23 protein-coding genes are annotated in these 23,253 nt (G+C 52.3%); 20 read left to right on the top strand and 3 right to left on the bottom strand.

Translation table 11 applies throughout. The features are described from left to right. The first annotated feature begins 55 nt into the window (after positions 1-55). From ACSZO4_RS12615 to ACSZO4_RS12585, 7 genes are all read left to right on the top strand, one after another. Positions 56-283: a hypothetical protein gene (locus ACSZO4_RS12615; RefSeq protein WP_437889319.1), complete on the top strand. Its 228-nt coding sequence runs from the start codon at positions 56-58 to the stop codon at positions 281-283. Further along, positions 280-465, top strand: a complete 186-nt coding sequence (locus ACSZO4_RS12610) for a DUF1482 family protein (protein ID WP_437889318.1) — start codon at positions 280-282, stop codon at positions 463-465. Before ACSZO4_RS12615 ends, ACSZO4_RS12610 begins: the two co-directional genes overlap by 4 nt. Positions 466-626: 161 nt before the next feature. Next, positions 627-962: a hypothetical protein gene (locus tag ACSZO4_RS12605; RefSeq protein WP_437889317.1), complete on the top strand. Its 336-nt coding sequence runs from the start codon at positions 627-629 to the stop codon at positions 960-962. 3 nt (positions 963-965) lie between these two features. Next, on the top strand, positions 966-1,316 hold the full coding sequence (locus ACSZO4_RS12600) for an RrF2 family transcriptional regulator (RefSeq protein ID WP_437889316.1): 351 nt from the start codon (positions 966-968) through the stop codon (positions 1,314-1,316). A 139-nt stretch (positions 1,317-1,455) separates the two neighbouring features. After that, positions 1,456-3,897, top strand: coding sequence for a 3'-5' exoribonuclease domain-containing protein (locus tag ACSZO4_RS12595; RefSeq protein ID WP_437889315.1), 2,442 nt, complete (start codon positions 1,456-1,458; stop codon positions 3,895-3,897). Positions 3,898-3,950: 53 nt separating this feature from the next. Further along, positions 3,951-4,196, top strand: coding sequence for an excisionase (locus tag ACSZO4_RS12590; RefSeq protein ID WP_090087856.1), 246 nt, complete (start codon positions 3,951-3,953; stop codon positions 4,194-4,196). Continuing rightward, positions 4,177-5,304 (top strand): phage integrase Arm DNA-binding domain-containing protein, encoded by a 1,128-nt coding sequence (locus ACSZO4_RS12585; RefSeq protein WP_437889314.1) that lies wholly within the window; start codon positions 4,177-4,179, stop codon positions 5,302-5,304. Before ACSZO4_RS12590 ends, ACSZO4_RS12585 begins: the two co-directional genes overlap by 20 nt. Before the next feature lie 109 nt (positions 5,305-5,413). Here the strand turns inward: ACSZO4_RS12585 and icd are convergent, their stop codons facing one another. Next, positions 5,414-6,664 carry an NADP-dependent isocitrate dehydrogenase gene (gene icd, locus ACSZO4_RS12580; RefSeq protein WP_437889313.1) on the bottom strand — a complete coding sequence of 417 codons (1,251 nt, stop codon included), beginning with the start codon at positions 6,662-6,664 and terminating at the stop codon, positions 5,414-5,416. A 116-nt stretch (positions 6,665-6,780) separates the two neighbouring features. On the opposite strand from icd, the gene rluE reads away from it, so the two are divergent. The 9 genes from rluE to ACSZO4_RS12535 all read left to right on the top strand — a co-directional run bounded on the left by rluE (position 6,781) and on the right by ACSZO4_RS12535 (position 17,142). Next, a complete protein-coding gene (gene rluE / locus ACSZO4_RS12575) occupies positions 6,781-7,431 on the top strand; it encodes a 23S rRNA pseudouridine(2457) synthase RluE (RefSeq protein WP_437889312.1) in 651 nt (216 codons plus the stop codon). Positions 7,432-7,447: 16 nt separating this feature from the next. Further along, positions 7,448-7,897, top strand: coding sequence for an NUDIX hydrolase (locus tag ACSZO4_RS12570; protein WP_437889311.1), 450 nt, complete (start codon positions 7,448-7,450; stop codon positions 7,895-7,897). 362 nt (positions 7,898-8,259) lie between these two features. Further along, positions 8,260-10,209 (top strand): methyl-accepting chemotaxis protein, encoded by a 1,950-nt coding sequence (locus ACSZO4_RS12565; protein WP_437889310.1) that lies wholly within the window; start codon positions 8,260-8,262, stop codon positions 10,207-10,209. Between the two features lie 137 nt (positions 10,210-10,346). Then, on the top strand, positions 10,347-11,453 hold the full coding sequence (gene mnmA / locus ACSZO4_RS12560; protein WP_437889309.1) for a tRNA 2-thiouridine(34) synthase MnmA: 1,107 nt from the start codon (positions 10,347-10,349) through the stop codon (positions 11,451-11,453). Positions 11,454-11,487: 34 nt separating this feature from the next. After that, on the top strand, positions 11,488-12,117 hold the full coding sequence (gene hflD, locus ACSZO4_RS12555) for a high frequency lysogenization protein HflD (protein WP_437889308.1): 630 nt from the start codon (positions 11,488-11,490) through the stop codon (positions 12,115-12,117). 19 nt (positions 12,118-12,136) lie between these two features. Then, complete coding sequence (gene purB / locus ACSZO4_RS12550) at positions 12,137-13,507, top strand: adenylosuccinate lyase (protein WP_437889307.1); 1,371 nt, start codon at positions 12,137-12,139, stop codon at positions 13,505-13,507. 135 nt (positions 13,508-13,642) lie between these two features. Then, a complete protein-coding gene (phoP, locus tag ACSZO4_RS12545) occupies positions 13,643-14,317 on the top strand; it encodes a two-component system response regulator PhoP (RefSeq protein ID WP_437889306.1) in 675 nt (224 codons plus the stop codon). A gap of 25 nt (positions 14,318-14,342) precedes the next feature. Continuing rightward, positions 14,343-15,806 carry a two-component system sensor histidine kinase PhoQ gene (gene phoQ / locus ACSZO4_RS12540; RefSeq protein WP_437889305.1) on the top strand — a complete coding sequence of 488 codons (1,464 nt, stop codon included), beginning with the start codon at positions 14,343-14,345 and terminating at the stop codon, positions 15,804-15,806. Between the two features lie 214 nt (positions 15,807-16,020). Further along, positions 16,021-17,142: a JmjC domain-containing protein gene (locus ACSZO4_RS12535; protein WP_437889304.1), complete on the top strand. Its 1,122-nt coding sequence runs from the start codon at positions 16,021-16,023 to the stop codon at positions 17,140-17,142. A gap of 44 nt (positions 17,143-17,186) precedes the next feature. On the opposite strand, the gene pepT is transcribed toward ACSZO4_RS12535, so the two are convergent. Then, positions 17,187-18,410 (bottom strand): peptidase T, encoded by a 1,224-nt coding sequence (gene pepT, locus ACSZO4_RS12530; protein WP_437889303.1) that lies wholly within the window; start codon positions 18,408-18,410, stop codon positions 17,187-17,189. A 289-nt stretch (positions 18,411-18,699) separates the two neighbouring features. On the opposite strand from pepT, the gene potA reads away from it, so the two are divergent. The 4 genes from potA to potD are packed head-to-tail and all read left to right on the top strand — an operon-like array spanning position 18,700 to position 22,511. Continuing rightward, positions 18,700-19,818: a spermidine/putrescine ABC transporter ATP-binding protein PotA gene (gene potA / locus ACSZO4_RS12525; protein WP_437889302.1), complete on the top strand. Its 1,119-nt coding sequence runs from the start codon at positions 18,700-18,702 to the stop codon at positions 19,816-19,818. Then, complete coding sequence (potB, locus tag ACSZO4_RS12520) at positions 19,802-20,659, top strand: spermidine/putrescine ABC transporter permease PotB (RefSeq protein ID WP_437889301.1); 858 nt, start codon at positions 19,802-19,804, stop codon at positions 20,657-20,659. Before potA ends, potB begins: the two co-directional genes overlap by 17 nt. Beyond that, positions 20,656-21,468, top strand: a complete 813-nt coding sequence (potC, locus tag ACSZO4_RS12515) for a spermidine/putrescine ABC transporter permease PotC (protein ID WP_437889300.1) — start codon at positions 20,656-20,658, stop codon at positions 21,466-21,468. Before potB ends, potC begins: the two co-directional genes overlap by 4 nt. Beyond that, positions 21,465-22,511 (top strand): spermidine/putrescine ABC transporter substrate-binding protein PotD, encoded by a 1,047-nt coding sequence (gene potD / locus ACSZO4_RS12510; protein WP_437889299.1) that lies wholly within the window; start codon positions 21,465-21,467, stop codon positions 22,509-22,511. Before potC ends, potD begins: the two co-directional genes overlap by 4 nt. Positions 22,512-22,566: 55 nt before the next feature. Here potD and ACSZO4_RS12505 read toward each other — a convergent pair. Next, a partial coding sequence (locus ACSZO4_RS12505) for an IS4 family transposase (RefSeq protein WP_437889298.1) occupies positions 22,567-23,253 on the bottom strand: 687 nt, incomplete at its 5' end.

Here is a 23,253-nt window from a genome sequence, read left to right as displayed (position 1 = left end):
TTCAGGCAGGACGCCCACGAAGTAGCTGCCGGCGGCATACGAAACACCGGATGAAATGGCGACGTTGATTTTACGATTTCAGTTTTTACGCGCAGCAGACAAACGTTCCGCCAGCCGGGCGCAAACGGCAAAGCAAAACAGGCATCACCACGAGGATTTTTCCATGACAGATTTCGCACGAGTGGCTATAGGCCAGCAAGCGGTCCGCCTTAACTGGTTCACCGCATTGATCCGCAAGTTCTGTTATCTCTTGGCGCAGAAAGGCAACCCGGAGACCGCATGAACATCGTTTTTTATTTAGTCATCACCGTTTGTGCGCTGACTGGCGAGTGTTCCTACACTCCCCTGGGCGTTTACCAGACAGAAGCAGACTGTAATTCAGCAGCTGCGGAGCAGAGTGTTAAAGGGGACTGTTTCCCGGTGGAAAAATCGGCTGCCGACCAACAGCCAGCAGTGCATTTTTAAACGAGTTTTGACCAATGGCAGTAGCCAGCCTGATGCCCAGTGCACGGGGCATCGTGGTGGCAATGTCGCCACCCTAACCAAACAGGCCGAGACAACCTGTTCTGGTTAAATTGGATAAATCTTCTTTGCCCGCCTCGCGGCGGGCCTTTTTAGGAGGAGATATGTCTGCAAATGAATTAGCACTGCGTTTTAGTACCGCACCAGCAGAGCAGTTGATTGGCGTGTTGCCGGTACACGAAGTGAAAGAAGCACTCTGGCAGGAAGTAGAAGACGAAGTCCTGGATGAGGTTTATCAGGAGCATGAGTTTGAAATGGATGCTGTAGCAGAACAAACAAACGAGGCAAACCGGATCGCTCGAAAATTCGAGGTTGTCGCAGAATCACTCGCAACTGCTATTAAGCTGGCGCTCACTCTTCCACATGAAGAAGCAACACAGGTTTTGAGCGATGCCATCAGAAATAACCCAGGCTATGGCCAGGAACCGGTAAAAGGATAAATCATGGAATTTGGAATGAAACGAGTGATGTCATCGGTGCGTGTCGTCGCAGCTATGAAACGGCTTTATAACGGCGCCCCGATTACCGTTGCCACGTTAAGCCGTGAAACCAGCCTGTCACCATCTTATCTGGAGCAGATTTTCTCTAAGCTCCGTACTTCGAAAATCGTCTCCGGGCAAAAAGGTCCGGGCGGCGGTTATCACCTCTGCAAGCCTGACACCGAGATTAGTGTTGCTGCTGTAATTCGCGCCGTAACACGCATCCCGGCAGGCAGCGATTTCGAACCTGTACTGGCCGCACTGGACAGCGTTCTCGTCTCGCAGCTGGCTGGCGGGAAAATCACCACCCCATAAAGCACAAAACCCGCCGAAGCGGGTTAGTGCCCTGGCCGCCGACCAAAGCGGACACAGGAACGAGTTTTGACCAATGACCACCGCAGGCGGCTAATCATTAGCTGCCGGGAATCTTACAACCTTTAGGAGCCCGAACGCAATGCAGACATATGCGTATTTGATAAAAGCAAAAGCCAAAGCGGCTGATGCAAAACACCTTTTTTGCTGGTTATCTGCAAAATCTGATTCCCGCGCAGATCGCGAGATCGCCAACATCCTCGAGGATGCAGAGATAGAAACCGGACGCGGCGCCGACTATCTGCAACCAGTACGGACTAACTGGCATGTGGTCGATGATTTGCCAGAAGAAGGTGTGCTTGACGACACCTGGTGCGAACGCTATGAGCTCAACGATGACGGTCTCACCTGGAGGCTGATATCTAAACCAGCCCCGGAACCTGAGGAGGCAACTGTCCCGGTAGAAAGTCGTGGAGTGGCTGTTCGTTTAGCCGTCGCCTGGCTGGGTGATAAATACCAGACACATATCACGAAAGAGCAGCAGATTGCCGCCAGCGAACTGGCTTCAGGTGAATCAGCTCTCGAAACCGCTAACACCTATATGCGGAACCTATTCCAGGCCATCAGCGACGTTGCTGAATTTGCCGACCTCTCCCTGAACGTAGAGTGGAAACTGGTGCAGGCAGTTAAAGCAGTATTCCCCCTGGATGGCGAGCACACCCCACCCCTGCTGGTCGAATTTGTGACTGACTGGATCGCTGCTGAACCTGACTCCAGGAATCAGTTGGTGGACGATTGGCAAAGTGGCAAATTACCTGCAACACCTGGCGACGGTTCTGTCGCCGACGAAATGGAGCATCCAATAGCTCAGATGGATTTCCAGAAGCAAGTTCTTGCTGCATTTATAAGCGAAGAATTTCGTTACCACATCACCGCCGACCAGCGCATTTTGGTTGCTGACCTGCTAATGGATACCGACAACCATTATGCACATGATCTACTGCTTGCGGCAGGAAGCGTCCCGGAAGTAAAAAAATACGCCCTCAATGATCTCTTTAAATTAGTTTTTGCGGTGAAAAAGGTTCTTCCTCCACCGGCGCGATATGAACTTAACACCTTTTTGCGGTTTATCCGTGCCTGGGCTGCGACTGAACATATCGACCGGGGCTTGTTGGTTAACGAATGGCTTGGCGGCAAACGTGTTGCCGTAATTCAGCATGCAGGCAGCGGCGAAACGGCACAGAGCGAAACCGTGGATGCTGGCAAACTCAGCGCGCCTGACTCACAGGATATTCCTCAGTTCTACCAGCGGGCAGTAACTCAGTCAGATGCAAATCTGTCTATCGAAATTGCCGTAGCACTGCTGTTCCCGGCAGCCGAACCCGGCAAAATCAGCCGAAACCAGTTACTCGAGGCCAAGGCTTATCAGGAAAGGAAAGATGATGCTCATGTCAAAGCCGTTAAGGTTCTGGGCAAGCTCCCCGACATCCTCGAATACAGCGCCTGGTCTATTTATGGTGTAACTCACGCTATCAGGTGGCATAGCGATCAATCCGTTGTCGATTTGCGTGTGCAGGCGCGCCAGTGGCTGACTGATAACGGCACGTATGAAAACGGCCAACCATCTAAAGGCTATCCGGAATGGGACGAAGACCCGCGCGCCGCGCGCCATTCATCGAACACCAGCCAGTCGGATGCTGGCGAACCGGCAGCGGACGGAATAGCCCCTCAGGTTGAGGAGCTGCTGGAAGTCGCCAGATTGAGCAAAACCGTTTTCTCCATTGAAGGACTGATGAGTCAGCAATCGACCACCAGCACGACACAACCACAAAACGAGGATGGCGACGATGTGCAGATGGAAAAAGCTGGCAACGATGAAACCCAAATTGATCCTGCGGTATCAACTGGCGAAACAGCAAATGTGTCAACTGAAAGCGGTCCTGCAATTGGTGCAGAAACAGTTACCTTAGAAGACAATATTGATACCGGGCATCATATTTCTGGTGTTGAAGTAGACAGCCAGATGACGCACCTCATGGTTGATTTAGAAACCATGGGCAGCAACCCGGAAGCGCCGATAGTCGCGATTGGGGCGGTATATTTCGACCCGAACACTGGTATTACAGGCGCAGAGTTTTATCAGATAGTCAGTCTCGAATCCGCAATGGAATTTGGCGCGAAACCGGATGGCGCAACAATCATCTGGTGGTTGAGGCAGTCACCGGAAGCGCGCGCTGCGATTACGGGTGGTGATGCGATCGGGCTAATGGATGCGGTAGATAAATTCGATGAGTTTGTACACGACAACTCAGCGAACGGGATTAAATCGGTGCAGTTGTGGGGTAATGGTAGTTCATTCGATAACGTTATTTTACGCCGGGCTTACGAACAGGTTGGTGCCGAGCTTTCCGTACCCTTCTGGAATGACCGTGATGTGCGCACAATAGTGGAATTAGGCAAGGCCATCGGCATAAATCCACGCCATGAGATCCCATTCGACGGCGATATGCATAACGCGCTGGCCGACGCCCGCCACCAGGTCAAATACGTTTCTGCAATCTGGCAGCGCCTGGTTTCAAACTGAATATTTAAAATCAGCTTATGGCCCAGCGATGGGCCATTATTCAGGAGTCGAATATGCTTCAACTGATGACGCTTGATGAATGGGCAGCAGCCAAATACCGCAGCAATCCGCCGAGCACGGACACGTTGCGCCGATATGCAAAGCAAAATATGTTTTCCCCACCAGCAACAAAACATGGCCGTTTCTGGCGGGTTAGAGAAGATGCTGAGATTACCGGGAATATTGCTGCACCAATAATCAAGAAAACCGATTCTCCATTACTTCAAAGGATTTTGGCTGATGGCTGCCAGACCCCGTAAGAATAACGTTTCAGTCCCTAACCTTTACCCCCTTTTCAGTCGGAAGGTGAATAAGGTCTACTGGCGATATAAACACCCCGTAACAGGGAAGTTTCATTCTCTTGGCACCGATGAGACGGAAGCTGTAGCAATAGCGATAGAAGCTAACTCTCGCCTGGCTGAGCAACGCTCAAGACAAGTGCTGGCAATCAGCGACATCATCGCAACCAGTAAAGGGAAAGCAATAACAGCAAGCACCTGGCTTGATCGTTACTGGAAGATCCAGGACGAACGGCTCAAAACCGGCGACATAAAACTTAACACCCACAAGCAGAAAAAGAGGCCTGTCGCTCTTATGCGGGAACGGGTAGGAATGAAGTTAATTTCATCCGTTGATGTACGTGATATAGCCCAAATACTTGATGAATCTATCTCCGATGGGCAACCGCGCATGGCGCAAGTTATTCGTTCTGTTTTGATTGATGTTTTCAAAGAGGCTCAGCATGCAGGCGAGGTTCCACCAGGCTTTAACCCGGCATTAGCAACAAAACAACCGCGCAGGAAAATTACCCGCCAGAGGCTTAGCCTGGACGAATGGCTGGCGATTTTTGAAATCGCGGATTCAAAACATAAATATATGGGGAATGCGATGTTACTGGCGATAGTAACGGCCCAGCGTATTGGCGATATTTCCAGAATGAAATTCAGCGATATCTGGGATGACCATTTACATATATTGCAGGAAAAGACAGGAAGCAAAATCGCCATTCCATTATCGCTGAGGTGTAATGCAATTAACTGGAGCCTAAGGGATGTTGTGGCGCGCTGCCGGGATTATGCAGTCAGTCCTTATCTCGTCCACTTTTTCCGCTCAACGTCACAAGCGGCTCGGGGAGCTCAGGTCAAGGCGAGAACGCTGACAATGAATTTCAGTAACGCCCGGGATCTGGCAAATATAGATTGGAAAGATGGCACTCCCGCCACCTTCCATGAACAGAGATCACTGGCCGAACGACTGTTCAAAGAGCAAGGAATTAATACGCAGAAATTACTCGGACATAAATCGTCTAAACAAACGGATGCTTACCATAATGACAGGGGGAAAGAGTGGGCGAAGGTCTCGCTTTAAGGAGGGGTTTTGATAAATAGTTTTGATAACTTTTTGATAACCGTTCAAATGCTAATAATAAAAAACGGGAACCATCAGGCTCCCGTTCTTCTACAACCCAGAAACCGGATTACATGTTGTTAATGATCGCGTCACCAAACTCTGAACATTTCAGCAGCTTAGCACCTTCCATCAGACGTTCGAAATCGTAAGTCACGGTTTTGGCCGCGATTGCGCCTTCAACGCCTTTGACGATCAGGTCAGCCGCTTCGAACCACTGCAAATGACGCAGCATCATCTCAGCGGACAGGATCACGGAACCTGGGTTCACTTTATCCTGACCTGCATATTTCGGCGCAGTACCGTGGGTGGCTTCAAACAGTGCGCATTCGTCACCGATGTTCGCGCCCGGCGCAATACCGATACCACCGACCTGAGCTGCCAGCGCATCGGAAATATAGTCGCCGTTGAGGTTCATACAGGCGATAACATCGTACTCAGCAGGACGCAGCAGGATCTGTTGCAGGAACGCATCGGCAATCACATCTTTAATGATGATCTCTTTACCGGTGTTCGGGTTCTTGATTTTCTGCCATGGGCCGCCGTCGATCAGCTCACCACCGAACTCTTCGCGAATCAACTGGTAGCCCCAGTCTTTGAACGCGCCTTCGGTGAACTTCATGATGTTGCCTTTGTGTACCAGGGTCAGTGAATCGCGATCGTTGGTGATTGCGTATTCAATCGCCGCACGTACCAGACGCTTGGTACCTTCTTCGGAACAAGGCTTGATACCGATACCGCAATGTTCAGGGAAGCGAATTTTCTTCACGCCCATCTCTTCGCGCAGGAATTTGATCACTTTTTCTGCTTCAGCAGAATCAGCTTTCCACTCGATACCCGCATAGATATCTTCGGAGTTTTCACGGAAGATAACCATGTCGGTCAGTTCCGGATGTTTTACCGGGCTTGGCGTGCCCTGGTAGTAACGTACCGGACGCAGGCAGACATACAGATCCAGCTCCTGGCGCAGAGCAACGTTCAGCGAACGGATGCCGCCGCCAACTGGCGTGGTCAGAGGGCCTTTGATAGCAACACGGTATTCACGGATAAGATCAAGAGTTTCAGCAGGCAGCCAGACATCCTGACCGTAAATTTGAGTAGATTTTTCACCGGTGTAAATTTCCATCCAGGAAATTTTACGCTCGCCTTTGTAGGCTTTTTCCACAGCGGCATCGACCACTTTCAGCATCGCAGGGGTAACGTCGACACCGATTCCGTCGCCTTCAATGAACGGGATAATCGGGTTATTCGGAACGTTCAGCTTGCCGTTTTGCAGGGTGATCTTTGTACCTTCCGCCGGAACAACTACTTTGCTTTCCATTCACCTCTCCTTCGAGCGCTTCTGGTTGTTACTGATTTTTGTTAATGAATTGTAATTAGCCCATCAATACTACCCGATAGTTGGGTGCCATGAAAGACCATCCTGATTCAGTTATAATGCTGCAATTGATAACTACTGAAAATACCATGAACAAAACTTCTTTTAGAAATCACCGCCTTAAGCGATTCAGCTCACGACAAGCTACTAAGCCAGAGCGTGAAAACGAGGAAAAACGGGTGATTTTGTTTAATAAACCCTACGATGTTTTGCCGCAGTTTACGGATGAAGCCGGACGCAAAACGTTGAAAGATTATATTACTGTTCAGAATGTATACGCCGCCGGGCGACTGGACCGTGATAGCGAGGGTTTGCTGGTCTTAACCAACGATGGCGCTTTGCAGGCGAAGCTCACGCAACCGGGCAAACGCACCGGGAAAATCTACTATGTGCAGGTCGAAGGCATCCCCACCGAGGAGGCGATTAACGCCCTGCGCGAAGGCGTCACGCTAAACGATGGCCCTACCCTTGCCGCCGGTGTTGAACCTGTTGATGAACCTGAGTGGCTGTGGCCGCGCACACCGCCGGTTCGCGAGCGTAAAACCATTCCCACCAGTTGGTTAAAGATCACCCTTTATGAAGGTCGTAATCGCCAGGTTCGTCGCATGGCCGCGCATGTTGGCTTTCCTGTTTTGCGGCTTATCCGCTACGCTATGGGCAATTACACTCTTGACACACTCGCCAGTGGCGAATGGCGTGATGCACCTTGATTTAAGGAGAATCAGCATGTTTAAACCTCATGTCACCGTTGCCTGTATCGTGCATGCGGAAGATAAGTTCCTGGTGGTCGAAGAGACCATCAGCGGCAAGGCGCTCTGGAACCAGCCTGCCGGACACCTGGAAGCCAACGAGACGCTGGTTGAAGCCGCGCAAAGAGAGCTGTGGGAAGAGACCGGCATTCGTGCCACTCCTGAGGCCTTTATCCGCATGCATCAATGGATAGCCCCGGACAAAACCCCTTTTCTGCGCTTTCTGTTCAGTATTGAACTTGAGAAAATCTGCGCGACCGAACCGCATGACAGCGATATTGACCGCTGCCTGTGGTTCAGCGCCGACGAGATCCTTAACGCCCGTAACCTGCGCTCGCCGCTGGTGGCCGAGAGCATTCGCAGCTGGCAGAGCGGTGAGCGTTACCCGCTGTCAATCATTGGCGAGTTTAACTGGCCGTTCAGCTAATTACCCGCAACCTGCTCATCAGGTTTTAAGAGGGTCGTTTGCTGGCGGCTCTCTGTTCTCCCCTCGCCTTTCTGCTTCTATCCTTTTATCCCTTTGGTGCTTTTTAAGCCTCGATTAAAAATGTTTAACAGTAGCTTAACATGCTAAAGCTGTGACCCGCTTTCAGCAGCTTATTCCATTACGCCTTTCCTGCGCTGTTTTATCCCACTACCAGGCGAGAAAACTGCACATTATTCCGCCACTGCATCGGCTCGTTAACAATTAAAGATCAAAATTTATACGCCGATAGAGACCCTATAAAGGGAGGCATTAAATGAAGGGATAACTTAATAACGTCAGAAGTTGAGAGCACAGGAGCAGGAATGGCCAGACAATTCGTCCAGAAAAAAATGAGTACCCGCGCGCAGATGTTATTAACGGGCGCATTGACTATCACGCTCGGGTTTGTAGTGACCATCGGCGTCCTGAACTGGCAGTCCAGCCGCGAACAAAAATCGCTGGCGGAAAACTACCTGCAACAAATAGCCCAAAGCCAGGCGCTGAAAATCCAGCAAGAGCTTAATTATGCCCGTGATGTGGCACATAATCTGGGGCACAGCTTAATTGCCCTGCCTCAGGCCGGGATCACCGATCGTAAAGTGGCCGATAAAATGCTGGAGTACGCCCTGCGCGATAATCCGGACTACCTTTCAGTCTCGGTCATTTTTGAAGAGAATGCCTTCGACGGACGTGATGCTGAATTTGCCGATAAACCCGACCAGGCACCCAATGGCCGCTACGCCTTCTTCGTCGATCATGACCAGTCAGGCGCGTACAAATTGCATCCGCTGCTTTCTTATATGACGCCAGGCCAGGGCGACTACTATTTACTGCCGCAAAAATCGCAGAAAGATACCTTGATTGAGCCGTACAGCTACGCCTATAACGGCGTACCTACGCTGCTGACCTCCGTGGCGGCGCCGGTGGTCAGCAACGGTAAATTGCAGGCGGTGATCACCTCTGACATTTCGCTGGCATCCTTGCAGGAAAAAGTGAACCAGATTAAACCCTGGGAAGGTGGCGGCTATGCAATGCTCCTGTCCACCGCTGGCAAAGTGATTTCCTATCCGGACAAAAACCTGACCAGCAAAGCCTATCCCGGTGATACAGATAACTACACTTCAGACGTAGTGCAGCAACCGGACGCTATCCTCGGGGAAGATGCCCTGGTGACCTGGCAGCCGATCACTATCGGTAACAGCCCGGATAAATGGTATCTCGGCATTGTCGCCCCGGTAAGTAAGGTGATGGCAGCCGCCAATCGCCAGTTGATGAATGCCATTATGTTGATGGTTTTCAGCATCCTGCTGGTGAGCGCGCTGCTGGGTATTGTCTTTAGCCGTAAAGTGCTCAAACCCATCGGGGGTGAACCGCTCGAGGCAGCAACCATTGCTCTGGCGGTCGCCGACGGCAAACTGGATAACATCATTAACGTCAAAGCGGGCGATAATAAGAGCCTGTTCTATGCCTTACAGACTATGCAGGGGCAACTGCGGCAGATAGTCGGGCAAATTAAAGATGCCAGCGACTCGGTACGTCAGGGCGCCGGAGAAATCGTCAGCGGCAACATTAATCTCTCGTCCCGTACGGAGCAGCAGGCTGCGGCTCTGGAGCAGACCGCCGCCAGCATGGAGCAGTTCAGCGCCACCGTGAAGCACAACGCCAGCAACGCGCACCATGCCACAACGCTTACCGCCAACGCGACCCAGATTGCCAGCCGTGGCGAAGCGCTGGTTGGTCAGGTCGTTAAAACCATGTCGCAGATTGATGACAGCTCGAAGAAAATCAGCGATATCACCACCATGATCAACAGCATCGCTTTCCAGACCAATATTCTGGCACTGAACGCCGCCGTAGAAGCCGCGCGCGCCGGTGAGCAAGGGCGTGGTTTCGCCGTTGTCGCCTCTGAAGTCCGTAATCTGGCCCAGCGCAGCGCCAGTGCGGTGAAAGAGATTGCGGCCTTGATTGAAGAGTCCAGTCAGCGAGTCGAAAATGGTGTGCAACTGGTTAATGATGCGGGCAAAACCATGCAGGAGATGACCCAGGCGGTCAATTCCGTGCAAAGCATTATTAATGAGATCGTCAGCGCTTCTGATGAGCAAGCCAAAGGCATCGGTCAGGTCACTATCGCGGTGAATGAGATGGACGGGGTGACCCAGCAGAACGCCTCGCTGGTGCAGGAGATGGCCGCCGCGGCCAGTTCGCTTGAAGAACAGGCGCAACAGCTTGCCCAGAGCGTTGAACAGTTTAGTCTCGAAGATAAAGCAGCATAACCCTGCCAGTCGGTAGCCTGGCAGGGTTACACCAGGCCAGGCTACCGCATTTTATCCTGCTAACGCTCAGGGGGTGCCTGAGCGGCAACTGCGTGATAGAATACGCCGCCTTGAAGTTCAATGTCGTGAGTATTCTAATGTCTGATAGCCCAAAAAAAGTGATCGTCGGCATGTCCGGCGGTGTCGATTCTTCCGTTTCTGCCTGGCTGTTGCTGCAACAGGGTTATAAGGTGGAAGGCCTGTTCATGAAGAACTGGGAAGAAGACGATGGCGAGGAATACTGCACTGCCGCAGCCGATCTTGCCGATGCGCAGGCCGTATGCGATAAGCTCGGCATTGAGCTGCACACCGTTAACTTTGCTGCCGAATACTGGGACAACGTGTTTGAGCTGTTCCTCGAGGAATACAAAGCGGGACGCACACCGAACCCGGACATCCTGTGCAACAAAGAGATCAAATTCAAAGCCTTCCTCGAATTTGCTGCCGAAGATCTGGGCGCTGACTATATTGCGACCGGCCACTACGTACGCCGTGCGGATGTGGACGGCAAAAGCCAGCTGTTACGCGGCCTTGATGGCAATAAAGACCAGAGTTACTTCCTCTACACGCTGAGCTCTGAGCAAATCGCCCAAAGCCTGTTCCCGGTTGGGGAACTGGAAAAACCGGAAGTGCGTAAAATCGCCGAAGAGCTTGAGCTCATCACCGCGAAGAAAAAAGACTCCACCGGCATCTGTTTTATCGGTGAGCGTAAATTCCGCGAATTCCTCGGCCGTTACCTTCCGGCACAACCGGGGAAAATTATCACCGTTGATGGTGAAGAGATTGGTCAGCATCAGGGTCTGATGTATCACACCCTTGGTCAACGTAAAGGTCTCGGCATTGGCGGTACCAAAGACGGTTCCGAAGATCCATGGTATGTGGTCGATAAGGACGTTGAAAATAATATTCTGGTCGTCGCGCAGGGTCACGAGCACCCGCGTCTGATGTCCGTTGGGCTGATTGCCCAGCAGTTGCATTGGGTCGATCGCCAACCGCTGGTCGGCACACTGCGCTGCACTGTGAAAACCCGATATCGTCAGACCGACATCCCGTGCACCGTTACCGCCCTGGATGACAGTCGTATTGAAGTCCGTTTCGATGAGCCGGTTGCCGCGGTGACCCCAGGCCAGTCCGCCGTGTTCTATCTCGGTGAAATCTGCCTGGGCGGCGGTATTATCGAACAGCGTTTGCCGCTGCCGGTTTAATCAACGATAAAAGATAACGCCCCAAGGAGCGAGTGTGGCTAAGAATTACTATGACATCACCCTGGCGTTGGCAGGCATTTGCCAGTCAGCCCGTCTGGTTCAGCAACTGGCGCATGAGGGACATTGCGATGCCGACGCGCTCCATGTTTCGTTGAACAGCGTTATCGATTTAAATCCCGACTCCACCCTCAGCGTATTTGGTGGCAGTGAATCCAATCTGCGCATCGGGCTGGAGACCCTGCTTGGCGTGTTAAACGCCAGTAACCGTCAGGGCCTCAGCGGCGAATTGACCCGCTATACTCTTAGCCTGATGGTGCTGGAGCGTAAACTTGCGGCGCAAAAAGGGGCAATGGATACCCTGGGCGATCGTATTTCGGGTTTGCAGCGTCAACTGGATCATTTTGACCTTCAGTCCGAAACGCTGCTCAGCGCAATGGCCGCCATCTATGTGGATGTCATCAGCCCGCTGGGTCCTCGTATTCAGGTAACCGGCTCACCTGACATGTTACAAAGCGCTCTGATACAGGCGAAAGTCCGTGCCTCGCTGCTGGCGGGCATCCGTGCCGCAGTGCTGTGGCATCAGGTCGGCGGTGGCCGCCTGCAGTTAATGTTTTCCCGTAGTCGCCTGACCACTCAGGCCAAACAAATTCTTGCTCATTGTTAACCTCCCGGAGTTCTGAACTATGGAATTATCCTCACTGACCGCCGTTTCCCCTGTCGATGGACGCTACGGCGATAAAGTCAGCGCGCTGCGCGGGATTTTCAGCGAATTTGGTTTGCTGAAATTTCGTGTACAAGTCGAAGTACGCTGGTTACAAAAACTGGCAGCGCATGTAGCGATCAAGGAAGTTCCTGCTTTTGCCGACGACGCAAACGGTTTCCTTGATAAAATCGTCGCTGATTTCAGCGAAGAAGATGCCGCACGCATCAAAACCATTGAGCGCACCACCAACCATGACGTCAAAGCAGTTGAATATTTCCTGAAAGAGAAAGTAGCAGAGGTGGCCGAATTACACGCCGTTTCTGAGTTCATCCACTTTGCCTGCACCTCAGAAGATATCAATAACCTCTCTCATGCGCTGATGCTCAAAACCGCCCGTGACGAAGTGATCCTGCCTTACTGGCGACAAATTATCGACGCGGTAAAAGATCTCGCCGTCCAGTATCGTGACATCCCGCTGCTCTCCCGTACCCACGGTCAACCGGCAACGCCGTCCACCATGGGTAAAGAGATGGCAAACGTGGCCTATCGTATGGAGCGCCAGTATCGCCAGCTGAATCAGGTTGAGATCCTCGGCAAAATCAACGGCGCGGTAGGCAACTATAACGCCCATATCGCCGCCTATCCGGACGTTGACTGGCACCTGTTCAGTGAAGATTTTGTCACTTCTCTTGGGATCCAGTGGAACCCGTACACCACCCAGATTGAACCGCACGACTATATTGCCGAGCTGTTTGACTGCATGGCGCGCTTTAACACCATCCTTATCGATTTCGATCGTGATATCTGGGGCTATGTTGCGCTGAACCATTTCAAACAGAAGACCATCGCCGGTGAAATCGGTTCTTCCACCATGCCACACAAGGTTAACCCGATTGACTTCGAAAACTCCGAAGGCAACCTCGGTCTTTCCAACGCCGTTCTCCAGCATCTGGCGAGCAAACTGCCGGTGTCCCGCTGGCAGCGCGACCTGACCGACTCCACCGTTCTGCGTAATCTGGGTGTGGGCGTGGGTTATGCGCTGATTGCATACCAGTCAACGCTGAAAGGCGTAAGCAAACTGGAAGTGAACCGTGACCGTCTGCTGGCTGAGCTGGACAGTAACTGGGAAGTGCTGGCTGAACCTATTCAGACGGTAATGCGCCGCTACGGGATTGAAAAACCGTACGAAAAACTGAAAGAACTGACCCGCGGCAAACGTATTGATGCCGAAGGGATGAAGCAGTTTATTGACGGTCTGGCGCTGCCGGAAGATGAAAAAGTTCGCCTTAAAGCCATGACGCCAGCGAACTATCTTGGTCGCGCAATCGCTATGGTTGATGAGCTGAAATAACGTTTTTCCAGCTTTTGCCCTCTTTTCGGTCGAAAAGAGGGCTTCCTTCCCCACCGTTGAGTTAATGTTTATCCCTGACAACCGACAATCAGCGTTACACTAATTGTATCGAAATAATTCAGGAGAATTCATACGATGCGCGTACTCGTTGTGGAAGACAATGCACTCTTACGTCACCATTTAAAAGTTCAGTTACAGGATCTGGGCCATCAGGTCGATGCAGCGGAAGATGCAAAAGAAGCCGATTATTTTCTCAATGAACATCTGCCCGATATTGCGCTGGTCGATCTGGGTTTGCCGGGTGAAGATGGGCTTTCACTGATAAATCGCTGGCGTCAGCATGACGTCTCAATACCGGTATTAGTCCTGACCGCCCGTGAAGGCTGGCAGGACAAAGTTGAAGTGTTAAGCGCCGGCGCCGACGATTACGTGACCAAGCCCTTCCATATCGAAGAAGTCGTGGCCCGTATGCAGGCTTTGATGCGCCGCAACAGCGGCCTTGCCTCGCAGGTTATCTCCATGCCACCTTTCCAGGTTGACCTTTCACGCCGTGAAATGTCGATCAACGACGAAGTGGTGAAGCTCACCGCCTTCGAGTACACCATTATGGAAACCCTGATCCGTAACAATGGTAAAGTCGTCAGCAAAGATGCCCTTATGCTGCAACTCTACCCGGACGCGGAACTGCGTGGAAGCCACACGATTGACGTATTAATGGGCCGGTTACGGAAAAAAATACTGGTCCAGTATCCCGCTGAAGTGATCACCACCGTTCGTGGTCAGGGCTATCTGTTTGAATTGCCCAAATGAGGAAAATAGCGTCCAAATGAGGAAAATGAAGCGATTGATGCGGCATTTTTTTCCGCTGTCGTTACGCGTCCGCTTTTTGCTGGCCACCGCCGCCGTAGTACTGGTGCTGTCACTGGCCTACGGTATGGTGGCTCTGGTGGGGTACAGCGTCAGTTTTGACAAAACCACTTTCCGGTTGCTGCGCGGGGAAAGCAATCTCTTCTATACCTTGTCGAAATGGGAAGATGGCAAATTAAGCGTTGAACTCCCTGAAAATCTCGACCTGCAAAGCCCGACTATCGCCTTAATTTATGACAAAAATGGCACTCTGCTGTGGGCGCAGCGTGATGTCCCCTGGCTTACCAAACGCGTTGCCCCCTCCTGGCTTAGAGCGGATGGTTTTCAGGAAATTGCAGCGGATGTCGACGATTCAAGCTCGCTGGTGCATAACGATGAGTCCGTCAGGCTGCAGTTTAACGCCATCCGCGAGGATGATGACAACACCGAGATGACCCACTCAGTAGCGGTGAATCGTTACCCCGCCACCGCGAGGATGCCGCAATTAACCATTGTGGTAATCGACACTATCCCGATTGAGCTCAAGCGTTCCTGGATGGTCTGGAGCTGGTTTATTTACGTCCTGCTGGCCAATCTTTTACTGGTGATCCCGCTGCTCTGGGTAGCTGCCCGCTGGAGTTTGCGCCCCATTGAGGCACTGGCAAAAGAGATTCGGGAGCTTGAAGAGCATCATCGTGAAATGCTCAACCCGACCACCACCCGGGAACTGACCAGCCTGGTACGTAATCTTAACCGTCTGCTGAAAAGCGAGCGCGAGCGTTATGATAAGTACCGGACCACCTTAACCGATCTCACCCATAGCCTGAAAACGCCGCTGGCCGTGATGCAAAGTACCCTGCGTTCTATGCGTAGCGAAAAACTCAGCGTCAGTGATGCCGAGCCGGTCATGCTCGAGCAAATCAGCCGTATCTCCCAACAGATTGGCTACTATCTTCATCGCTCCAGTATGCGAGGGAGCAGCGGATTACTGAGCCGGGAACTGCATCCTGTCGCCCCTCTGCTTGATAGTCTCACTTCGGCGCTCAATAAGGTGTATCAGCGCAAAGGGGTCAGTATCAGCCTCGATATCTCACCGGAGATCAGCTTTGTCGGGGAGAAGAATGATTTTATGGAAGTTATTGGTAATTTGCTCGATAACGCCTGCAAATATTGCCTTGAATTCGTCGAAGTCTCGGCCCGGCAAACGGATGACAGCCTGATAATCATCGTGGAAGATGATGGCCCCGGTATCCCGCATGCGAAGCGGGAAATGGTATTTGACCGCGGTCAACGCGCAGATACTTTACGCCCCGGTCAGGGGGTCGGACTCGCCGTGGCGCGCGAAATCGTCGAACAGTATGACGGGCAAATCACCCCTCACGAAAGTCTGCTCGGCGGGGCAAAAATGGAAGCCGCTTTTGGTCGCCAGCACCCACAAAACGACGATAATTAAACATTTACAGCCTAAATAATTCGAGTTGCAGGACGGGGGCAAGCGAGCGAGCCCCGATGAGCTTACTTAGGTAAGTGATTCGGGTGAACGAGCGTCGCCAACACACCTGCAACTTGAAGTATGACGGATATAGTTAAAATTACGTTACTTAACGCACCCAGGCTGTTACGCATCCGTTATACTCCGACTCAAACAAACGTTTGGGGAAACAAACATGGACTATAACGTCAATCTTAACTGGCCAGAGTTTATTGAACGCTACTGGCAAAAACGCCCGGTACTGCTAAAACGCGGCTTTACGCAATTTATTGATCCTATCTCCCCTGACGAACTGGCCGGGCTGGCTATGGAAGATGAAGTCGACAGCCGCCTGGTCAGCCATCTTGATGGTAAATGGCAGGTCAGCCATGGCCCCTTTGAAAGTTATGATCATTTAGGCGAAAGTAACTGGTCTTTACTGGTGCAGGCGGTAAACCACTGGCATGAGCCCACCGCCGCACTAATGCGTCCTTTCCGCGCCCTGCCGGACTGGCGCACTGATGACCTGATGATTTCGTTTTCTGTTCCCGGCGGTGGCGTTGGCCCCCATCTGGATCAGTACGATGTGTTCATTATTCAGGGCACCGGTCGCCGCCGCTGGCGGGTTGGCGAAAAAACGCCAATGAAACAACACTGTCCGCACCCGGATCTGCTCCAGGTCGACCCGTTTGAGGCCATCATTGATGAAGAGATGGAGCCTGGCGATATTCTCTATATTCCGCCGGGATTCCCGCACGAGGGCTATTCGCTGGAAAACTCAATGAACTATTCGGTTGGGTATCGTGCGCCCAGCGGTCGCGAACTGATCAGCGGCTTTGCCGACTATGTGCTGCAACGCGAGTTAGGCAGCCTGCGTTACAGCGATCCGCAGATCCCGTCCCGTGAACATCCGGCGGATGTCCTGCCGCAAGAGCTGGATGGCCTGCGCCAGATGATGCTGGACCTGATTAATCAACCTGAACATTTCAACGAGTGGGTTGGGGAATTTATTACCCAGACACGCCATGAACTGGACATTACGCCGCCGGAGCCGCCATACCAGCCAGATGAAATCTATGACGCGCTCAGGCAAGGCGATAAGCTCGTCCGCTTAGGTGGATTGCGCGTACTGCGTATTGCCGGAGAAGTGTTTGTCAACGGCGAGCGTATCAATTCCCCGCATCGCCCGGCGCTGGATGCGCTGGCAAACCATATTGTGCTGAGTGATGACGCCTTTGGCGATGCGCTGGAAGACCCTTCATTCCTCGCCATGCTCGCCGCCCTGGTCAACAGCGGCTACTGGTTCTTCGAAGATTAATCTGCAGAATGCCGGATGGCGCTACGCCCATCCGGCTCTGGGTGTCATTGTTTCGCGGTTAATTCAGCAATACGCACAATCACCTGGACGGCTTTTTCCATACCTTCGAGGGTGACGAACTCATGTTTGCCGTGGTAGTTATAGCCACCGGTAAACAGGTTCGGACAGGGTAATCCCATAAAGGAGAGCTGCGCGCCGTCGGTGCCGCCACGAATGGGCTTCATCTGCGGTTCAATATCGCAATCGCGCATCGCCTGGCGGGCGGTTTCCACGATATGCGGATGCTCGACGACCTTCTCGCGCATATTGTAGTAACTGTCTTCAATGATCAGCTCAATATAGCAATCCGGATGTAATCCCTTACCGACTTTTTTGGCAATTTCCATGATCTTGCGTTTGCGCGCTTCAAACTCTTTACGCTCAAAATCCCGGATGATGTAGTGCATTTCTGCACGTTCAACGCTGCCTTTTATGCTGGTCAGGTGGTAGAAACCTTCATACCCTTCGGTCTGCTCAGGGCTCTCCTCCTCTGGCACCAGCGCGTGAATACGGCTGGCAAGAGTCAGTGCATTCACCATCACCCCTTTCGCTGTCCCGGGGTGCACATTGTTGCCGACGATTTTGATGGTAACGGACGCGGCGTTGAAGTTTTCGAACTCCAGTTCACCCACGCCGCCGCCGTCAACGGTATAGGCCCACTGAGCACCGAATGCGGGGACATCAAAAAACTTCGCACCCTTGCCGACTTCTTCATCCGGCGTAAAGGCCACACAGATATCGCCGTGGGGGATCTTTTTCTTAATCAATACCGCCAGCGCGGTCATGATTTCCGCCGCCCCGGCTTTATCGTCAGCACCCAGCAGGGTCTTACCATCGGTGGTAATCAGCGTCTGTCCGAGCAACTGGTGCAGCACCGGGAACATCACCGGCGACAGGATCTCATCGCCAATACCCAGCGCGATATCCCCGCCGCGGTAGTTTTCCAGAATCTGCGGGTTAACGTTTTTCCCGCTGCAATCCGGCGAGGTATCCACGTGGGAGATAAAGCCAATAGCCGGGACCGGCTTTTGCACATTAGACGGCAGTTTTGCCATCACCGTGCCCTTATCGCTCAGCGTGACGTTCTCCAGCCCCATCTCTTCGAGCTGCTGCTGGAGCAAGTTCAGGAGCTTCCACTGCCCATCGGTGCTGGGAACCTGCCGAACACCGGGCTTCGATTGCGTATCCAGTGCGACATACTGTAAAAAACGCTCTAATAATTTATCCATGCAGCCACCCTCACTTAATGTGACAACATTATCAATAAGCACGAAAACACAAATATTGCGTCAGGTCACTTTTATCCCGTAAACGAGAATTTTTTCATTTTGCTCTGCTCAGTAAAGGTAGCGGATAAATCACGCCTTTGTGCGGCTAAAATGCAACAACGATTGGTGATTTCAAGGGTTTGCCGTAGAATGCCAGGCCTAAATCAATGTGTCAGACCCTAAGGTGGTTAATCACAAACCCCGCATCCGGAGTGTTTTCCGATGCGTCTAACCGGGACAGCGTAAAAAATTGACTACAGACTCGCGTTCGCGATCCCCACTGGTGCAACTGGTCGGGACAGGCAAAAGCTTTGATGGCAAAAAAGTCATTTCTGATTTCAACCTCACCATTAATAACGGCGAATTTATCACGCTACTGGGCCCATCCGGCTGTGGTAAAACCACGGTATTACGCCTGATTGCCGGGCTGGAAAGCGTCGATACAGGCCATATCAGACTCGACGACCGGGATATTACCGACGTTCCGGCTGAACACCGTAATATCAATACCGTCTTCCAGAGTTACGCCCTCTTCCCCCATATGACCGTCTTTGAAAACGTGGCATTTGGTCTGCGGATGCAAAAAACACCGGCCGCTGAAATTGCGCCAAGGGTGACTGACGCCCTGCGAATGGTGCAACTGGACACCTTCGCCCAGCGTAAACCCCACCAGCTTTCCGGCGGCCAGCAGCAGCGTGTTGCCATTGCCCGCGCGGTGGTGAATAAACCCCGTCTGCTGTTACTCGACGAATCACTTTCCGCGCTGGATTACAAACTGCGTAAGCAGATGCAGAACGAGTTAAAAGCCCTGCAACGTAAACTCGGCATCACCTTTGTTTTCGTCACCCACGATCAGGAAGAAGCGCTGACCATGTCAGACCGTATCGTGGTGATGCGTGATGGCAAAATTGAGCAGGACGGTACGCCGCGCGAAATTTACGAAGAGCCGAAAAACCTGTTCGTTGCCAGTTTTATAGGTGAGATCAATAACTTTGACGCCACCGTTATTGAACGTCTTGACGATCAACGGGTACGCGCGAATGTGGAAGGCCGCGAGTGTAATATCTACGTCAACTTCGCCGTCGAGAAGGGGCAACAACTGCATGTTCTGCTGCGCCCGGAAGATCTGCGCGTGGAAGAGGTAAGCGACGCCAGCCATGTGGAAGGGCTTACAGGCTTTGTGCGCGAGCGTAACTATAAGGGCATGACCCTTGAATCGGTCGTGGAGCTGGAAAACGGCAAGATGGTGCTGGTCAATGAGTTCTTTAACGAAGATGACCCGGATTTTGACCACTCCCTTGACCAGAAAATGGCCGTCAACTGGGTAGAAAGCTGGGAGGTCGTCCTGACTGATGAAACACACAAGTAAATTGCAGAAAGTGGTGATTGCCACGATCGTCGGTTGGCTTGTGCTGTTTGTCTTTCTGCCCAACCTGATGATCGTCGTCACCAGCCTGTTAACCCGTGATGATGCGCATTTCGTGGCGCTGGTTTTCACGCTGGAAAACTACGCGCGTCTGCTCGATCCCCTCTATTTTGACGCTCTGCTGCACTCACTGAACATGGCGGTACTGGCGACGCTCGCCTGTCTGATACTCGGCTATCCCTTCGCCTGGTTTCTGGCGAAATTACCGGAAAAAGTGCGCCCGTTGCTGCTCTTTTTGTTGATTGTTCCCTTCTGGACCAATTCGCTGATCCGCATCTATGGCCTGAAAATATTCCTCAGTACCAAAGGTTACCTGAATACCTTTTTGCTTTGGCTGGGGGTCATTGATGAGCCCATCCGGATTATGTTCACCCCGGCGGCAGTAATCATCGGGCTGGTCTATATTCTGCTGCCCTTTATGGTGATGCCGCTTTACTCAAGCATTGAGAAGCTGGACAAGCCCTTACTGGAAGCCGCAAAGGATCTGGGCGCCAGTAAGATGCAAACCTTTATCCGCATTATTATTCCCCTGACCATGCCCGGCATCATCGCCGGTTGTCTGCTGGTATTACTGCCCGCTATGGGCCTGTTTTATGTTTCGGATCTGATGGGCGGCGCGAAAAATCTGCTGATTGGCAACGTCATTAAAAGTCAGTTCCTCAATATTCGCGACTGGCCGTTTGGCGCGGCAACCAGCATTACGCTGACGGTTATCATGGGGCTGATGCTGCTGGTTTACTGGCGCGCCTCGCGGTTACTGAATAAGAAGGGGGATCTGGAATGATCGGTCGATTGCTGCGCGGCGGTTTTATGACCGCGATTTACGCTTACCTCTATATTCCCATTATCATCCTGATCGTGAACTCGTTTAACCGTTCACGGTTTGGCATCAACTGGCAGGGTATGACCGGCGACTGGTACCGTCTGCTGCTCAATAATGACAGCCTGTTGCAGGCCGCCCTGCATTCGCTGACGATGGCGGTGCTTTCGGCCACTTTTGCCACGCTTTTCGGCTCACTGACGGCAGTCGCCCTTTATCGCTACCGTTTTCGTGGTAAACCCTTCGTCAACGGGATGTTATTTGTGGTGATGATGTCGCCGGATATTGTGATGGCGATTTCGCTGCTGGTGCTGTTTATGCTGCTCGGCATTCAGTTGGGTTTCTGGTCACTGTTGTTCTCCCACATCACCTTCTGCCTGCCGTTTGTAGTCGTCACCGTCTATTCCCGTCTGAAAGGCTTTGACGTACGTATGCTCGAAGCGGCGAAAGATCTCGGTGCCAGCGAAATCATTATTCTGCGCAAGATAATCCTGCCCCTGGCTATGCCCGCCGTAGCCGCAGGCTGGTTACTTAGCTTTACCCTGTCGATGGATGATGTGGTGGTCTCTTCCTTTGTGACCGGCCCGGGCTATGAGATTCTGCCGTTAAAAATCTATTCGATGGTCAAAGTCGGTGTGTCGCCAGAGGTCAATGCGCTGGCCACCATCCTGTTAATTCTGTCGCTGGTTCTGGTCATTGCCAGCCAGCTTATTGCTCGTGATAACACCAAAAGCCTGAAAAGACAGGCGCTAACCTCAGGGGACGTTAAATGAAAAAATGGTCACGCCACCTGCTCGCAGCAGGCGCTCTTGCACTGGGTATGAGCGCCGCGCACGCGGATGACAGCAAAACCCTCTACTTCTACAACTGGACCGAATACGTACCGCCGGGGTTACTGGAACAGTTCACCAAAGAGACAGGCATTAAGGTTATCTATTCAACCTATGAATCGAATGAAACCATGTATGCCAAACTCAAAACCTACAAAGAGGGTGCCTACGACCTTATTGTGCCCTCAACCTATTTCGTCGATAAGATGCGCAAAGAGGGTATGATCCAGAAGATCGATAAAACGACGCTGACAAACTTCCATAATCTCGATCCGGATATGCTCAATAAGCCGTTTGATCCGAACAATGACTACTCCATTCCCTATATCTGGGGCGCAACAGCAATAGGCGTCAACAGCGAAGAGATTGATCCCAAAACGGTGACCAGCTGGGCGGATCTCTGGAAGCCAGAGTACAAAAGCAGTCTGCTGCTGACCGATGACGCACGCGAAGTGTTCCAGATGGCGCTGCGTAAACTGGGTCTTTCCGGGAATACTACCGACCCGAATGAGATTGAAGCGGCCTATAACGAGCTGAAAAAGCTGATGCCTAACGTGGCGGCATTCAACTCCGATAACCCGGCGAATCCGTATATGGAAGGCGAAGTCAATCTCGGGATGGTCTGGAACGGTTCGGCCTGGGTTGCCCGTCAGGCAGGTACGCCGCTTGAGGTCGTGTGGCCCAAAGAGGGGGGAATTTTCTGGATGGACAGCCTGTCGATTCCGGCCAATGCCAAAAACAAGGAAGGCGCGCTGAAGTTGATTAACTTCCTGCTGCGCCCGGAAGTGGCAAAACAGGTTGCAGAAACCATTGGCTACCCGACGCCTAACCTTGAAGCCCGTAAGCTGCTGAGCCCGGCCGTTGCCAACGACAAGTCGTTATATCCGGATGCGCAAACCATCAGCCAGGGTGAGTGGCAGAACGATGTCGGCAGCGCCAGCGCTATTTACGAAGAGTATTATCAGAAACTGAAAGCGGGTCGTTAAGCCCACGCGATGTTGGCCTCTCTCCCCTGGGGCTGAGTGATCCCCAGTAATATGGTCAGTCATCCATGACCATATTACTGTATTCTTTCCCTAACATTTTCAGTATGTTAAATATATTCATCCACCTTACTATTCTGGCATCCTGCCGCAGGACCTCAACTGCCAGCCTCACATAGGACAGCACCCTTCTGTCCTTTATGCTGTTTGCCTGATAGCGCCGGTGGAGCTGTTTTTTCTCCGCAAGATACCCCGTCAGCCACATCACCAGGCTCGCCATGGCTGCCACTACGCTCAGGACTTCAAGCCGTCCTTTGCCCTGACTGCGACTCAGCCTCAGCCCGAACCCGAAGCGGGGACTTTTTTCATCCCGGAAGTTCTGCTCTATCTGCATCCGCCGACTGTACAGCGTCATTATCTGTTTCGGCTCCGCCCCTGCCATGTTGCAGAACAGTAACCAGGGTTCCTGTGCGCTGCGACGGTGCTCTCTCTGCGTTTTGGACATCCCCCCTTTGCCGTGACGGCCTGCCCCGGGACGTTTCTGCAGATAAAAATGACCATAACAGGGCGTACGGGGTTTTCGGGCCAGAACGCCATAGCCTACGTGAACCGGATGTTTGCTGGCCTGAAGGTCACTGATTTTCATCCAGCGTGCGTTGTCTTCCAGGCGGAAGCACACAAGTCCCCTGACCCGACCCACAAAGGTCCAGCCCAGCTGGCTGATGTGGCGGAACCAGTCAGTCCG

Origin of the sequence: Phytobacter sp. V91 (assembly GCF_965644225.1) — a bacterium.
Taxonomy (GTDB): Bacteria; Pseudomonadota; Gammaproteobacteria; order Enterobacterales; family Enterobacteriaceae; genus CBFFRJ01.
The sequence above is the reverse complement of the archived record's forward strand: the minus strand, read 5'-3'. Positions and strand labels throughout refer to the sequence as shown.